Source organism: Streptacidiphilus melanogenes, from assembly GCF_000787835.1.
Taxonomy (GTDB): Bacteria; Actinomycetota; Actinomycetes; order Streptomycetales; family Streptomycetaceae; genus Streptacidiphilus; species Streptacidiphilus melanogenes.
Window position 1 is genome coordinate 82,175 of record NZ_BBPP01000010.1, and the last position, 14,304, is coordinate 96,478.

Genomic DNA, 14,304 nt, shown 5'->3' on the forward strand with positions numbered 1-14,304 from the left:
GAACAGTATGCGGGGCCCGCCACCAGGAGTGGTGGCGGGCCCGCGCCCGTTGTCGAAGGTTTACGTCAACGGGCGTCCGTCACTGCGTGCTCAGCCCGAGGTCGTCGATGACGAAGTCGGTCGTGCCGCCGCTGGTGTCGGTCTCCGCGCCGGTGAACTTGAGCGTGACCGTCTGCCCGGCCCAGCTGGACAGGCTGGCCGTCTTCTGGGCATAGCCGCTGGCCGCGTTCAGGTTCGAGTAGGAGCCGACGGTGCCGAGCACCGCGCCGCTCGGGTTCAGCACCTGGACGGTGAAGGTGTCGGGCTTGGCGGTGGTGGTGTTCTCGGTGGAGTCGACGTGGAGCCAGTAGCTCAGTGTCGCCGCGCACCCCGACGGGATGGTCACCGACTGGGCGACGGTGTCGGTGTCCTTGCTGGAGTTGCCGTTGAACCAGGCGACGTACGAGCCGCCGTGGGCCGGTTCGGCGCTGGTGGCCTTGGTGATCGGGTCGAAACCGAGCGTGGAGGTCTGGGTCCAGCCGGTGCCGCCGGATTCGAAGCCGGGGTTGCTGAGCAGCTGGGCCGGGGTGCAGCCGCCGCCGCTCGCCGTGGTCACCGTCAGCGTGAACGTGGCGGCGTGCGAGCCGGAGGCCGCAGTGCCGGTGACGGTGACCGGGTAGCTCCCGGCCGGGGTCGTGGACGAGGTGGTGACGGTCAGCGTGCTGCTGCCGCCGGCGGTGACCGACGCCGGGCTGAACGCGGCGGTGGCGCCGGTCGGCAGGCCGGACGCGGAGAGCGCCACGGACTGCGCCGAGCCGGAGGTGACCGCGGTCGAGACGGTGGTGGTCGCCGCGGCTCCGGCGACCACGGAGGCCAAGGTCGGGGAGTCGGACACGGAGAAGTCGCCTGCGGGTGCGGCGGATCCGGCGGGGCTCCAGTAGTCCCCGGCCATCACGATCATGACCAGGGTCTTGATGGTCTCGCCGTAGTAGCCATCGCCGTAGGGGTTGGTCTGGAGGTAGCTCCAGATCTTGTCGGTCCAGGCCTGGTCACCGGCGGCCATGGCGGCGGGGCCGATCGAGTCGCCCGCCTCCTCGGCCACGTCACTGGTGTTGTAGCCGGTGCAGTTGAGGTTCAGGTGCGGGTAGACGTTCGCCGGGTTGTCGCCGGAGACCTTCTTGGCGCAGGCCGACCACTTCTGCGCCTCGCTCAGCTCGAACGCGGAGGTGGTGGAGCCGTTCAGCAGCGCGTCGGTGCCCATGTGCCACGGGACGCGGATGGAGTTGTAGCCGACGATGTTGTCCGGCTGGTCCTCCTGGTAGTTGGCGGGTGCGGGCGACGGGCTGGAGCCGTTGGCCCCGACCACGAAGTCGGACAGCAGCCCGTTGGCCGACGAGTAGCCGGAGACGAGCGAGGAGTCGACGGCCTCGGTCCGCTGGACGACCTTGTTCCAGTCGTGCGAGGTGTCGTAGGCGGCGAAGGCCCGCAGGTGGTCGATCATGTGGTCGGACGGCCGGGTGTCCGTGTTGGGGCCGTCGTCCTCGCACTTGAGGTGGCCGTCGGGGGCCACGTCGTGGTTCCAGAAGTTGTTCAGCCAGTTGAGGGCGTCGGCGGTGTATCCGCCCCACTGCTGGTCGGCGAGGATCAGGCCGTAGCCGATGTCCAGGTCGCCGTCCGTGGCGCCGTCGGGGGTGCCAGAGCTGTAGTACTTGCAGCTCTTGCCGTCCAACTGCCACTGCATCAGGCCGTACTGGTCCTCGTGGTCCTTCACCAGCTGCCACAGGCCGTTGAACTCGGTCTGCGCGTTGGCGTCGTAACCGGCCATCAGCGGCACGATGTTCATGCCGTAGCCCTGACCCTCGGAGACCGGCCCGTTGTTGGTCGCGTCCCCGTCGCCCTTGCTGGAGACGTAGTACTCGTTGCTGGCGCACCCGTGGACCAGGTAGGCGGCCTTCCACGAGTCGTACTGCTTCTCGACGGCGGCGTCACGCGTCGCCTGCGAGGCGGACGGCATCACGCCGACCTGGTAGGTCTGATGGGACGGGAACGCGTGGGTGGGGGACGCGGCCAGGGCCGGTGCGGCGGCGGCCAGCGCCACCACTCCGGTGGTCAGGGTACTGACGGCGGCCCCGAGCCCGAGCACGCGCACGATGCGCTCTCTCACGGCGTTGCCTCTCCTTCTCTCGTAAGGAAAGTTTCCTAACTAACGCCCCAGCGCACCGTAGTGAGTGAGCATTCAAGCCGTCAAGACCCCTCGCAGAAACGGCGCTTGCCCGCCCCTCGACTGCGGGGTCAGTTGAACCGGTCCGGGTCCGGGCCGGTGCGCAGGCCGCGGTCGGTCGCGGCGATCGAGGCCATCTCCTCGTCGGTGAGCCGGACGTCGAAGACGTCGAGGTTCTCGCGGACCCGCGCCGGGGTGACCGATTTGGGAATGACGATGTTCCCGAGCTGCAGGTGCCAGCGCAGCACCACCTGGGCCGGGGACTTGCCGGTCCGGGCAGCGATCGCGGTGACCGCGGGATCGTCCAGGACCGCGCCCTGGGCCAGCGGGCTCCAGGCCTCGGTGGCGATGCCGTGCCCGGCGTGGAAGTCGCGCAACTCGGCCTGCTGCAGGCCCGGATGAAGCTCGACCTGGTTGACCGCCGGAACGAGGCCGCTCCCGTCGATCAGCCGCCGCAGGTGCGCGGGCTGGAAGTTGGACACGCCCGCGGCCCGGATCCGCCCCTCGGCGGCGAGACGCTCGACGGCCCGCCAGGACTCGACGTAGAGGTCCCGGGCCGGGGTGGGCCAGTGGATCAGATAGAGGTCGACGTGGTCGAGACCGAGCCTGGCGAGACTTGCGTCGAACGCCCGCAGGGTGGAGTCGTAGCCCTGGTCCGCGTTCCAGAGCTTGGTGGTGACGAACAGCTGCTCGCGCGGGAGCCCGGAGGCGGCCAGGGCCCGGCCGACGCCGGTCTCGTTCCCGTAGATCGCGGCGGTGTCGATGCTGCGGTAGCCGGCCTCCAGCGCGGCGGTGACCGCGGCGGAGGTCTCCTCGTCGGGGATCTGGAAGACGCCGAAGCCGAGCTGGGGGATCTCGACGCCGTTGTTGAGCTTCACGGTGGGGACGGCGGGGGTGGTCATGGGTGATCGGTCCTTGCCTGTCGGGTGCGGTGGCGATGGGGAGGTGCGGGCGCGGCCGCAGCGGCCGCTCAGTGGTGGACGGGGGTGGCCGCCGGGGTCGTGACGGCGGGGACGGCCGGCGTCGTCTCGGGTGCCGTGGCGTGGCGCCGCTCCAACGCGGCGGACCAGAGGGCGAGGACGAGCGCGGAGGCCGCGAGCAGCGCGCCGACCCAGTTCGGGGCGGTGTAGCCGAGGCCTGCGGCGATCACCGCGCCGCCGAGCCAGGCCGAGAGGGCGTTGCCGAGGTTGAACGCGCCGATGTTCACGGCGGAGGCGAGGGTGGGCGCGCCGTGCGCCTGGTCCAGGACACGCTTCTGCAGCGGCGGGACGGTGGCGAAGCCGAGCGCGCCCACCAGCAGGATGGTCACCGCGGCGAGGAGCCTGCTGTGTGCGGTGAGAGTGAACAGCGCGAGGACGACGGCGAGTCCGCCGAGCGAGGCGTAGAGCATCGGCATCAGCCTGCGGTCGGCGAACCGCCCGCCCAAGAGGTTGCCGAGGAACATGCCGACGCCGAACAGCACCAGCAGCCAGGTCACCGCGCCGTCCGAGTAGCCCGCGACGTGGGTCATCATCGGCGCGATGTAGGTGATCGCGGCGAAGACCCCGCCGAAGCCGAGCACGGTCATCGCCATCGCCAGGACCACCTGGACGTTGCGGAACGCGGCCAGCTCCCGGCGCAGCCGTGCGCCCTCCGGGCGGGGCAGGTCCGGGACCAGGGCCGCGATGCCGAGCAGGCCGACCACGCCGAGCGCGGCGACCCCGACGAAGGTGATCCGCCACCCGACGGCCTGGCCGACGAAGGTGCCCAGCGGCACGCCGACGATGTTGGCCACGGTCAGCCCGGTGAACATGGTCGCGATGGCGCCGGCCTTCCGGTGCGGGGCGACCATCTCGGCGGCGACGACCGACCCGATGCCGAAGAACGCACCGTGGGCGAGCGAGGCCACGATCCGCCCGGCGAGCATCACGCCGAAGCTCGGCGCCAGCGCGGAGAGCAGGTTGCCGACGGTGAACAGGCCCATGAGCAGCATCAGCATCGTCCTGCGGCTGATCCTGGTGCCGATCACCGTCATCAGCGGCGCGCCGACGACGACGCCGATCGCGTAGCCGGTGACCAGCAGTCCGGCGGTGGGGATGGACACGCCGTAGTCACCGGCGATCTCGGGCAGCAGGCCCATGACCACGAACTCGGTGGTGCCGATCCCGAAGGCCCCGATGGCCAGGGCGAGGAGTGCGAGAGGCATGAGGCTTCCCTCCGTGCGATTGCTGGTGCGCCTTACATGCGTCGACAATAGTTGCAGACGCGCGCTATATGCAAACGCAGGCTGCTGCCGGAAGCTGGTATTTCACGGCGAGGCGTATCCTGGAGGCCTGCCGCCCCAGGAAGGAGACCGGGCCATGACCGCCACGGACCCCGCACTGACCGCCCTCGCCAACGGCTGGGCCGCCCTCTCCCTTCTGCACGGCAGGATCGAGGCGCACGTCGAGCGGGCCCTCCAGGCCCGGCACGACCTCAGCGTGCGCGAGTACTCGCTGCTCGACGTGCTCAGCCGCCAGCACGACGGCGAGGGCGGGCATCTGCAGATGAAGCAGGTGGCCGACGCCGTCGTCCTCAGCCAGAGCGCCACCACCCGGCTGGTCACGCGCCTGGAGGACCGCGGCCTGCTGGCCCGCTATCTGTGCCCCACCGACCGCCGCGGCATCTACACGGACGTGAGCGAGACCGGCCTGCAGCTCCTGAAGGAGGCCCGGCCGACCAACGACGCCGCCCTGCGCGAGGCGCTCGACGACGCTGCCAGGAACCCCGAGCTGGCCACCCTGGTCAAGGCGGTGGAGTCGATGAACCCGGCCCAGACGCACGCCGGGCACTGAGTCGAGACCCTTCGAATACGATCCTTTCCTCGCGATGAGGAGCACCCCTCGCGGGGGAGTCTCTCGGCAGGTTTCGCAATCCTGCAATATCCACAGCATTGTGAGTGGCCGTTAGCCACTGCTATCAATGCAGGGCATGAACCGTGCACGCCAGGGGTAAGTCCGTGCCAGCGGATGTCATGGGCATGCAAAACGTCCGTTTTGGTGCGGAAGCAGCGGAATGCGAGCGGGGAGACAAGGGACGAACATGCGCGTTGTACAGGGGTTGAGAGTCGCGACGGCTGCGACCGTGCTGGCTATGGTCGCTGTCGGCTGCTCAGGTGGCGGCGGCAGCGGGGCGATCGGGAACGGCGAGAGCGCAACCGCCAAGAAGGGCCCGGTGAAGCAGGGCGGCACGGTCACCATCGCGGAGGTCGGCTCGCAGCCCGACTTCATCTTCCCGTTCGCCCCGGCGACCAATCAGAACGGCTACAACGTCAACCTCACCCAACCGATGTGGCCGTACCTGGTTTACGCCGGCGACGGCGGCCAGTCGGTGGTCAACAAGGACAAGAGCCTCTTCAGCTCACTTGTCTACTCCAATGGCGACAAGCGGATCACCATCACCCTCAAGAGCTGGAACTGGTCGGACGGGCAGCCGGTCACCAGTCGCGACTTCACATTCGTCTACAACCTTCTGAAGGCGAACGCCTCGAACTGGAATGCCCACCTCGTCGGGCTCTTCCCCGAGGACGTCGCGTCGGTGTCCACGCCGGACGCCCACACCGTGGTGCTGGACCTGACCCAGGCCTACAACCCGGACTTCTACACCGACGACGTGCTCAGCACCATCCCGCTGCTGCCCCAGCACGCCTGGGACAAGACCTCCGCGACCGGCGCCGTCGGCGACTACGACTCGACGGCCTCAGGCGCCAAGGCCGTCTACTCCTACCTGCAACAGCAGGGCGCGAAGACGACGGACTTCACCACCAACCCGCTGTGGCAGGTGGTGGACGGGCCGTGGAAGCTCTCGGAGTTCCGGAGCAACGGCTACTACAGCTACGTGCCCAACAAGGCGTACTCCGGCTCGCCCAAGGCGACCCTGGACAAGGTCGTCTTCTCGCCCTTCACCACGGACACCCCCGAGATCAACGCCCTGCGGTCGGGCAGCTCGCTCGACGTCGCGTCGCTGCCGCTGAACGACATCAAGCAGGCGCAGGCCCTCACCTCCAGCGGCTACTCGATCACGAGCGTGCCGATCCCGGGCGTGGCCGAGATCCAGCCCAACCTGTACAACGCCCAGGTCGGCGCCCTGCTCCGGCAGCTGTACATCCGGCAGGCGATGGAGTACCTGATCGACCGGACGCAGATCGTCGACAAGGTCTACAACGGCTACGCGGACCCGGGCAACGGCCCCGTGCCGGTCAAGGCCACCGGCGCCTGGGCCTCGCCGCTGGAGAAGTCCGGCGGACCGTACCCCTACGACCCGGCCAAGGCGAAGGCGCTGCTGCAGGCGCACGGCTGGAAGGTGACCCCGGGCGGGACCACGACCTGCGCCAGCCCGGGCAACGGGCCCACGCAGTGCGGTGACGGCATCGGAGCCGGCCAGGCGCTGACCTTCAACCTGGTCTACTCCTCGGGCCGGGCCACCACGGACGTGCAGAACGCCGCCATCAAGTCCTCCGAGGCCCAGGCGGGCATCACCGTCAACCTCAAGTCGGAGCCGTTCAACACCCTCATCAGCACCATCGGAACCTGCACCGCATCCTCCCACCCGGCCTCCGGCTGCGGCTGGCAGCTCGCGGAGTTCGGCTACGACCCGTACTCGCTCTACCCGAACGGCACGGGCTACTTCGACACCGGGGGCAACGGCAACTCCGGCGGCTACTCCGACCCGAAGATGGACCAGCTGATCAAGGCCACCGAGTACGGCTCCTCGACCCAGGCCTTCCAGCAGTACGAGGACTACGCCGCTCAGCAACTCCCCTGGCTATGGCTGCCGTTGCGCGAGGGCATCCTGGTCTACCGGACGAACCTGCAGGGCATCGTCCCGCTCAACCCGTTCTCCGGCGGGCAGGACTTCGAGGACTGGGCGTACACGTCGTGAGGTGCAAGCGATGACCGCCTATCTCATCCGCAGGATCGGCCAGGCGATCGTGGTCGTGCTGGGGGTCATGGTGCTGACCTTCATCATGATCCACCTCGTGCCCGGCAGCGCCGCGCGGGCCACCCTCGGCACGCGGGCCACTGCCGAGCGCATCGCGATGTTCAACGCCGCCAACGGCCTGAACCAGCCGCTGGCGGAGCAGTTCGTGACGTACGTGAAGCAGGCGGCCGAGGGCAACTTCGGCACGTCGTACTCGCTCCAGCAGCCGGTGTCCACGCTGATCGCGCAGCGGCTGCCGCGCGACGCGCTGCTGCTGGGGCTGTCCACGCTGCTGGCGCTCGCGGTCTCGCTGCCGATGGGGATCTTCCAGGCGGTACGTCGGGGCCGCGCCGCTGACCACGCCTTCACCGTCGTGTCCTTCGTGCTGTACTCGATGCCGGACTTCTTCTTCGCGCTGGTGCTGGTGGCGGTCTTCTCGGTGCAGCTGCACCTGCTGCCCTCCCAGGCCCCGCAGGCGGAGTCCGTCGCCGGGATCCTGGCCGACCCCCGCGCCCTGGTCCTGCCGGTGACCACGCTGACCCTGGTCAGCGTGGCCGGCTTCAGCCGGTACATGCGGACCTCGGCCATCACCACCCTGGCCCAGGACTACGTCATGGTGGCCCGGGCCAAAGGGCTGCCCGGACGGCTGGTGCTGAGCCGGCACGTGCTGCGCAACTCGCTGCTGCCGGTGATCACCATCCTGGGCCTGTCGGCTCCCGGCATCGTGGCCGGAGCGGTGATCGCCGAGTCGGTGTTCAACTACCCGGGGATGGGGCTGCTCTTCTACCAGGCGGCCACCAGCAAGGACTACCCGATCATGCTCGGGGCGACCCTGGTGGTCGGGGTGGCCACCGTCCTCGGCAGCCTGTTCGCCGACATCGCCTACAGCTTCCTCGACCCCAGGATCCGCCATGTCGACGCTTGAACCCCTGGACGCGCCCGAACTCCTGCTGGAGACCGGCCCGTCGACGTCGTCACGCGGCTCCGGACGGCTCGCGGTCCGGGCGTTCCTGCACAACCGGCGGGCTCTGTTCGGCCTGGGCCTGGTCGCGGTGGTCGCCGCGTTCTGCTTCGTCGGCCCTCTGCTCTACCGGACCGACCAGGTCACGGTGCAGCTGAACCTCGCCGACCTGCCCCCCGGCGGAGGGCACCCGCTGGGCACCGACGCCTCCGGATACGACGTGCTGGGGCGCCTGATGACGGGCGGTCAGTCCTCGCTCGAGCTCGGCTTCGCGGTGGCGATCACCACGACGGTCATCGGCACTCTGTACGGGGCGTTCGCCGGCTACGTCGGCGGCTTCGTCGACGCCGTCATGATGCGGATCATCGACACCTTCCTCGCCGTACCGGGCATCGTGCTGCTGCTGATGATGGTCAGCATGTTCACCCCCACGCTGTGGGGGATCATCCTGCTGCTGTCGCTGCTGTCCTGGCTCGGAGCCGCACGTCTGGTCCGCGGCGAGGTCCTCGCCCTGCGGACCCGCGACTTCGTCCAGGCGGCACGGATGATGGGCGGCTCGGGATCACGCATCGTGCTGCGCCACCTGGTGCCGAACGCCGCGGGCGTGATCCTCGTCAGCGGCACCTTCACCATCGCCGACTCGATCCTGACGCTCTCGGCGTTGAGCTTCCTCGGGCTCGGCCTGCCCCCGCCGCACTCCGACTGGGGCACCATGCTCTCCGCGGGCCTCAACTCCCTGTACGACGGCTACTGGTGGCAGGTGTACCCGCCCGCCGCGATCCTGATCGTCACCGTGGTGGCGTTCAACCTCATCGGCGACACGGTCAACGGCGCCCTGGACGCCCCGACCAAGCGTCGCTGAGCCCGCGTTCCGCCCTCCCCCGGCAGGGCGGAACGCAGCGGGCATCCCGGCGTCCGCGGCGCTCCCTCAGCGGCGGACGCGGGGCATGCCCAGACCGATCCAGCTGATGATCTCGCGCTGGATCTCGTTGTTCCCGCCGCCGAAGGTGAAGATGACCGCGCTGCGGTAGCCGCGTTCCAGGTTGCCGCGCAGGACCTCGCCGGCGGAGCCCTCCTTGAGGGGGCCGGCCGCGCCGACGACCTCCATCAGCCAGGCGTAGGCGTCGCGGCGGGCCTCGCTGCCGTAGACCTTGACGGCGGAGGCGTCCTGCGGGGTGAGCACGTTGCGCTGGACGGCGTCGACCATCTGCCAGTTGAGCAGCTTGACCGCGTCGAGGCGGCTGTGCGCGCGGGAGAGGCGCTGCCGCACCCAGGGGAGGTCGATGACCCGCTTGCCGTGGGCGAGTTCGGTCTCGCGGGCCCAGGCCTGCACCTCGGCGAGGGCGCGGTTGGCCATCGTGGCGTGCGCGGCGAGGGTGACCCGCTCGTGGTTGAGCTGGTTGGTGATCAGCCGCCAGCCGGCGTTCTCCTCCCCCACCCGCATGGAGACCGGGACGCGGATGTCCTGGTAGTAGCTGGCGGTGGTGTCGTGACCGGCCAGAGTGCGGATGACGGTGGTGGAGTAGCCGGGGTCGGTGGTGTCGACCATCAGCATGGTGATGCCCTTGTGCGGCGGGGCGTCCGGGTCGGTGCGGGTGGCCAGCCAGACCCAGTCGGCGGTGTCGCCGTTGGTGGTCCAGATCTTCTGGCCGTTGACGACGTAGTGGTCGCCTTCGCGGACCGCGCGGGTCTTCAGTGCGGCAAGGTCGGTCCCGGCGTCCGGCTCGGAGTAGCCGATGGCGATGTCGATCTCCCCGGCCAGGATCCTGGGAAGGAAGAACTCCTTCTGCTCGGGCGTGCCGTACTTCATGATGGACGGCCCGACGGTGTTCAGCGCCATGATCGGCAATGGCACGCCCGCCTGGGCGGCCTCGTCGAAGAAGATGAACTGCTCGAAGGCGCTCATGCCGCGGCCGCCGTACTCGACCGGCCAGCCGACGCCCAGCCAACCGTCGGCGCCGAGGCGGCGGTTGACGTCGCGGTAGAACTTCTTCTGCTCCCGCGGGTCGTTGAGTCGGCCGTGCGCCTCGGGCGGCATCAGCTCGGTGAAGTAGGCGCGCACTTCGGCGCGGAGCCGCTGCTGCTCCGGGGTGTAGTCCAGGTGCACGACGCCTCCAGGTGCGATCGCTGCTGTCGCTGGTGCCGTTCCGTCCGTCGCAGCGCAGACTAGAACGCGTTCCACAAATCTGGAAGAGCCGCGAGCCTGCCCCTGCCTCGCCCTTTGCCCGGGCACCCCCGTCGCGCGGCCGGTGACCCGCGAGTAGGGTGCAGCCACGCGGACAACCGCGGGTACCGCCCAGGGAGGATCACCGGCATGCGCATCGCGGTCATGGGCGCCGGCAGCATCGGCTGCCACCTGGGCGGACACCTCGCCCGGCAGGCCGACGTCGAGGTGACGCTGATCGGCCGCCCTGCGGCGATGGCCGTCGTCGCCGACAAGGGGCTCACGCTCACCAGCGGCCGCCGCGAACCGCTGCACGTCCCCCCGGACCGGCTCACCGTCGCGACCGAGGCGTCGGCCGCCGCCGACGCCGACGTCGTGCTCGTCACGGTCAAGTCGGACGGTTCCCGCGCCGCCGCACGCGAGCTCGCGCCGCACCTGGCGCCCGGCGCCGCCGTGGTCAGCTTCCAGAACGGCCTGCACAACGCCGAGGTGCTGCGCGAGGAACTGCCCGAGCGAGCCGTGCTGACCGGGATGGTCCCCTACAACGTGCTGCAGACCGAACCGGGCACGTTCCACCAGGGCACCGGCGGCGCGCTGATGCTGGACGACGCCGCGCCGGGCGCACCGCTCGTCGCCGCGCTCGCGGCCTGCGGCCTGCGCGTCGAGGCGCGCGGCGACATGCGCGCGGTCCAGTACGCCAAGCTGCTGATGAATCTCAACAACGCCATCAACGCGCTCTCCGGCGTCCCCCTGCGCGCCCAGCTCGGCGACCGCTCCTACCGCACCTGTCTGGCCCTGTGCCAGCGCGAGGCTCTCGCCGCCTTCCGTGCGGCCGGCGTCACGCCCGCCCAACTGGGCGCGGTCCGCCCGGCGCTGATGCCGCGCCTGCTGCGGCTGCCGGACGCGGTGTTCACCCGCCTGGCCAAGACCATGCTGGCGATCGACGCCACGGCCCGCTCCTCGATGTGGGAGGACCTGCAGCGCGGGCGCCTCACCGAGGTCGACTCCCTCCAGGGCGAGATCGTCGCGCTCGCCGAACGGCACGGGCTCGCGGCCCCGGCCAACGCACGGCTCGCCGCGCTCGTCCACGAGGCGGAGCAGGCCCCGCCGGGCGCCGCCCGCGCCTGGTCCGGCCCGGAGCTGCTGGCCGCACTGCGCGCCGCGGACGCGTGAGCGCGCGGAGGGCGAAGAGGGCGCGGAGAGCGCGGAGAGCGCGGAGGGTCTGAAGGCCTGGACGGCCCGGGCTAGTCGACCACCCAGTGGTTGGTCCGCAGCGTCCGCCCGACGAAGCTCACGTCACACTGCTCCAGCAGACGGAAGCCGAGCCTGCGGCAGACGCCGTTGGACGCCGCGTTCCCGACGCCGGGAAAGGCGTGCACCGGCCCCCAGCGCCCGTCCTCGCGGGCGAGGGCCAGCAGGGCGCCCGCCGCCCAGGTCGCGACGCCGCGCCCCTGGTGCTCGGGCAGCACCATCCAGCCCATCTCCGACATCAGCCGCCCGTCCTCCTCGTGGGACCAGAGCACCACCGAGCCGGCGACCTCGTCCCCGTCGGTGACGATCATCTTGATCCAGCCCTCGTTCGCCGCCACCGTCTCGACGTCCCTGGCGACCTTGTCGGGAATCGTCTCCGCCGGCAACGGCCCGCCGAGCTCGGCCATCATCAAGGGATCGCAGCGCATGCGCGTGTAGACCTCGACGTCACCCAGCTCCACATCACGCAGCCTCACGCCGACTCCTCCTCGGACGGGTTCACCCGCCCCATCCTCCACCCCCGGAAGGCAGCGACGCAGGAGAACCCGCCCGGCCGCCCCGGCCCCGCAGAGCACCGCGGGCTCTGCGGCTGTGCGGCTCTGCGTACGACGGACCGTCTCCGCGTGTTGCCGTGGGCGGCTCCGGGCGGGAATGCCTAGGCTGTGCACGGAGGTTACCGGTGAGTGTGGAGGACGGAAAGGCCGACGTCGTGCCGCTGCGCCCGCAGGCGGACGAGGACGGCGGGGCGCCGGCGCGGGCGCCGCTGCGGGTGATGACGCTGCCCGAGCGGGATCGGGTCGGGATCGTGCTCGTGTGCCGCAGCCGCGCACTGGCGCAGGCGACCCTCGACGAGTGCGTCCGCCTGCTGCCCGGCGCGGATCCCGCTCCGGTCGCGGCCGTCGGCACGAAGGCCGAGGGTGTCGTGGCGGCCGCGCGCCAGGTCGACCAGGGCGTCGGCGTCGCGGTGCTGTGCGATCTGCCGGAGACCGCCGCGACGGTGCTCGCGCTGCTGGACCAGGCCGAGGAGCTCGCGCTGCCTTTCCCCATCCGCTTCTGCGACGCGCCGCTGATCGAGGGCGCCGTACCGGCCGTCGCTACCGCGACCGCGGGAGGCGACCTGGCCGCCGTCGCGGAGGCCGCCGAGGACGCCTATCGGGTCCGCAAGACCCCGCCGCACCACCCGCCGCACCTGCTCGGCAGCTGAGGCGCGCCGCCGCCCGTCACGCTCACCCCTCGTGCACGCGGGCGAGCAGGGACATCAGGGTCCGGCGCTCCTCCGGGTCGAGGGGCGCCAGCAGACGTTCGTTGGCCTCGTCCGCGAGCCGGGCGCAGCGCTCCAGCTTGCCGCGGCCGGACGGGGTGACGGTCACCGCGTTCTTGCGCCGGTCGCGGGGGTCGGGCTCGCGCACGACGAGGCCCGCGCGCTCCAGGTGATTGACCATCAGCACGACGTCCTTGGCATCGAACCCGAGCCGGCGCACCAGGTCGGCCTGCGCCAGCGGCCCTCCGTCAGCGACGGCCGCCAGCACGGCGTGGTGGTGCAGCTTCAGCCCCTCCCCCGCGATGGCGTCGGCGACCAGACTGTGCCCCCGGGCGGCGACGCGTCCGGCCAGCCAGCTTGGCAGGGTCTGGAGGCGCGCGAGGGCGCCGGCCGCGGGCAGCGGATCGCTTTGTGCCATGGGGGAAGCCTAGACCGAAACCATTGGACATCCCAATGAATGCCCGGCTAGCCTGAAACTCATTGGGAGCCCCAATGAATTCTGCGAGTCGATCCCCTGCCCTGGAGGTGTCCGTGCGCCGCGTCCGCTACGAGAAGAACGGCGGCCCCGAGGTCCTGTTCGTCGAGGACGTCCCCGAGCCCCGACCGGGCAGGGGCGAACTGCTCGTCCGCTGCGAGGCGATCGGCGTCACCCTGCCCAGCGTCCGCAAGGTCCGCGAGGCGTCGGAGCCCGCGCCGTTCGGCGGCGAGGTGGCCGGGCGAGTGGTCGCCGTCGGGCCCCAGGTGACCGGCTTCGCCGTCGGCGACCTCGTGACCGGGCTCGTCTTCGCCCACGCCTACGCCGAACTGGCGGTGCTGCACCAGTCCATGGCCTCTCCGGTGCCGGCCGGCGCCACCGCCCTCGACGCCGTGGCACTCGTCCGCAGCGGACTCGTGGGGCGCGGGGCCTACGAGGCGGCGCACCCCGTACGTGGCGAGTCCGTCCTCGTCACGGCCGCCGCCAGCGCGGTCGGCGCGCTGGCGTTGCAGTACGCGCAGGCCGGCGGCGCGTCCCGCGTGGTCGCCGCCGTCAGCGATCCGGCCAAGGCGGACTTCGTCCGCGGCCTGGGCGCGGACGAGGTCGTACGGTACGCCGACGCCTCCTGGGGGGAGCCGGTCGACGTGGTCCTCGACGCCGTCGGCGGCGACCTGCTCGGCCCGGCCGTGCGCGCCCTCGCGACGGGCGGGCGACTGGTCGCGTTCAGCTCCGGCGGCGGCTCGGTCGACGCCTTCGAGCTGCTGGTGCGCAGCGCCTCCGTCATCGGTTTCCAGATGGCGGCCGTCGCGCGCAACAGGCCGGAGACGTACGCCCGCTGGCGCGACGAGCAGTGGGCGGCGTTCCGGTCCGGAGCGCTGCGCACCTCGGTCCACGCGACGATCCCGCTGGCCGAGGCCGCCCGCGCCCACGAGCTGATCGAGTCGCGGGCGAACCGGGGCAAGGTGGTGCTGGTGCCCTAGAGGCGCGCCCGGCCGAGGCAGGCGAGGCCGAGTCCGGGTGAGGCCGAGGCGGGCGAGGCCGAGGCGGGCGAGGC

13 protein-coding genes are annotated in these 14,304 nt (G+C 71.0%); 7 read left to right on the forward strand and 6 right to left on the reverse strand.

From position 1 onward, the window contains the following. Positions 1–79 precede the first annotated feature (79 nt). The 3 genes from TR49_RS13865 to TR49_RS13875 form a co-directional block, all read right to left on the reverse strand. On the reverse strand, positions 80–2,143 hold the full coding sequence (locus TR49_RS13865) for a glycosyl hydrolase family 8 (RefSeq protein ID WP_042381422.1): 2,064 nt from the start codon (positions 2,141–2,143) through the stop codon (positions 80–82). A gap of 128 nt (positions 2,144–2,271) precedes the next feature. Next, the gene (locus tag TR49_RS13870) at positions 2,272–3,102 is read right to left on the reverse strand and encodes an aldo/keto reductase (RefSeq protein ID WP_042381423.1); all 831 of its coding nucleotides are present in this window, start codon (positions 3,100–3,102) and stop codon (positions 2,272–2,274) included. A 68-nt stretch (positions 3,103–3,170) separates the two neighbouring features. After that, positions 3,171–4,385, reverse strand: coding sequence for an MFS transporter (locus tag TR49_RS13875; RefSeq protein WP_042381424.1), 1,215 nt, complete (start codon positions 4,383–4,385; stop codon positions 3,171–3,173). Between the two features lie 154 nt (positions 4,386–4,539). On the opposite strand from TR49_RS13875, the gene TR49_RS13880 reads away from it, so the two are divergent. The 4 genes from TR49_RS13880 (at position 4,540) to TR49_RS13895 (ending at position 8,961) form a co-directional block, all read left to right on the forward strand. Continuing rightward, positions 4,540–5,013 carry a MarR family winged helix-turn-helix transcriptional regulator gene (locus tag TR49_RS13880; protein WP_042381426.1) on the forward strand — a complete coding sequence of 158 codons (474 nt, stop codon included), beginning with the start codon at positions 4,540–4,542 and terminating at the stop codon, positions 5,011–5,013. 298 nt (positions 5,014–5,311) lie between these two features. After that, on the forward strand, positions 5,312–7,099 hold the full coding sequence (locus tag TR49_RS13885) for an ABC transporter substrate-binding protein (RefSeq protein ID WP_042381427.1): 1,788 nt from the start codon (positions 5,312–5,314) through the stop codon (positions 7,097–7,099). Between the two features lie 10 nt (positions 7,100–7,109). After that, positions 7,110–8,063: an ABC transporter permease gene (locus TR49_RS13890; RefSeq protein ID WP_042381428.1), complete on the forward strand. Its 954-nt coding sequence runs from the start codon at positions 7,110–7,112 to the stop codon at positions 8,061–8,063. After that, on the forward strand, positions 8,050–8,961 hold the full coding sequence (locus TR49_RS13895; RefSeq protein WP_042381429.1) for an ABC transporter permease: 912 nt from the start codon (positions 8,050–8,052) through the stop codon (positions 8,959–8,961). The genes TR49_RS13890 and TR49_RS13895 overlap by 14 nt, the downstream gene beginning before the upstream one ends. Positions 8,962–9,027: 66 nt before the next feature. On the opposite strand, the gene TR49_RS13900 is transcribed toward TR49_RS13895, so the two are convergent. Further along, positions 9,028–10,206: an acyl-CoA dehydrogenase family protein gene (locus TR49_RS13900; protein ID WP_042381430.1), complete on the reverse strand. Its 1,179-nt coding sequence runs from the start codon at positions 10,204–10,206 to the stop codon at positions 9,028–9,030. A gap of 207 nt (positions 10,207–10,413) precedes the next feature. On the opposite strand from TR49_RS13900, the gene TR49_RS13905 reads away from it, so the two are divergent. Next, positions 10,414–11,436 (forward strand): 2-dehydropantoate 2-reductase, encoded by a 1,023-nt coding sequence (locus tag TR49_RS13905; RefSeq protein ID WP_042381431.1) that lies wholly within the window; start codon positions 10,414–10,416, stop codon positions 11,434–11,436. 71 nt (positions 11,437–11,507) lie between these two features. On the opposite strand, the gene TR49_RS13910 is transcribed toward TR49_RS13905, so the two are convergent. Then, complete coding sequence (locus TR49_RS13910) at positions 11,508–11,990, reverse strand: GNAT family N-acetyltransferase (protein ID WP_042381433.1); 483 nt, start codon at positions 11,988–11,990, stop codon at positions 11,508–11,510. Positions 11,991–12,193: 203 nt separating this feature from the next. On the opposite strand from TR49_RS13910, the gene TR49_RS13915 reads away from it, so the two are divergent. After that, on the forward strand, positions 12,194–12,718 hold the full coding sequence (locus TR49_RS13915) for a PTS sugar transporter subunit IIA domain-containing protein (RefSeq protein ID WP_369405311.1): 525 nt from the start codon (positions 12,194–12,196) through the stop codon (positions 12,716–12,718). Between the two features lie 22 nt (positions 12,719–12,740). Here TR49_RS13915 and TR49_RS13920 read toward each other — a convergent pair whose 3' ends face one another. Further along, the gene (locus TR49_RS13920) at positions 12,741–13,193 is read right to left on the reverse strand and encodes a MarR family winged helix-turn-helix transcriptional regulator (RefSeq protein WP_042381437.1); all 453 of its coding nucleotides are present in this window, start codon (positions 13,191–13,193) and stop codon (positions 12,741–12,743) included. A gap of 113 nt (positions 13,194–13,306) precedes the next feature. Here TR49_RS13920 and TR49_RS13925 point away from each other — a divergent pair, with 113 nt between their 5' ends. Continuing rightward, positions 13,307–14,230, forward strand: coding sequence for a quinone oxidoreductase family protein (locus TR49_RS13925; protein ID WP_042381696.1), 924 nt, complete (start codon positions 13,307–13,309; stop codon positions 14,228–14,230). The last annotated feature ends 74 nt before the right edge of the window (positions 14,231–14,304 follow it).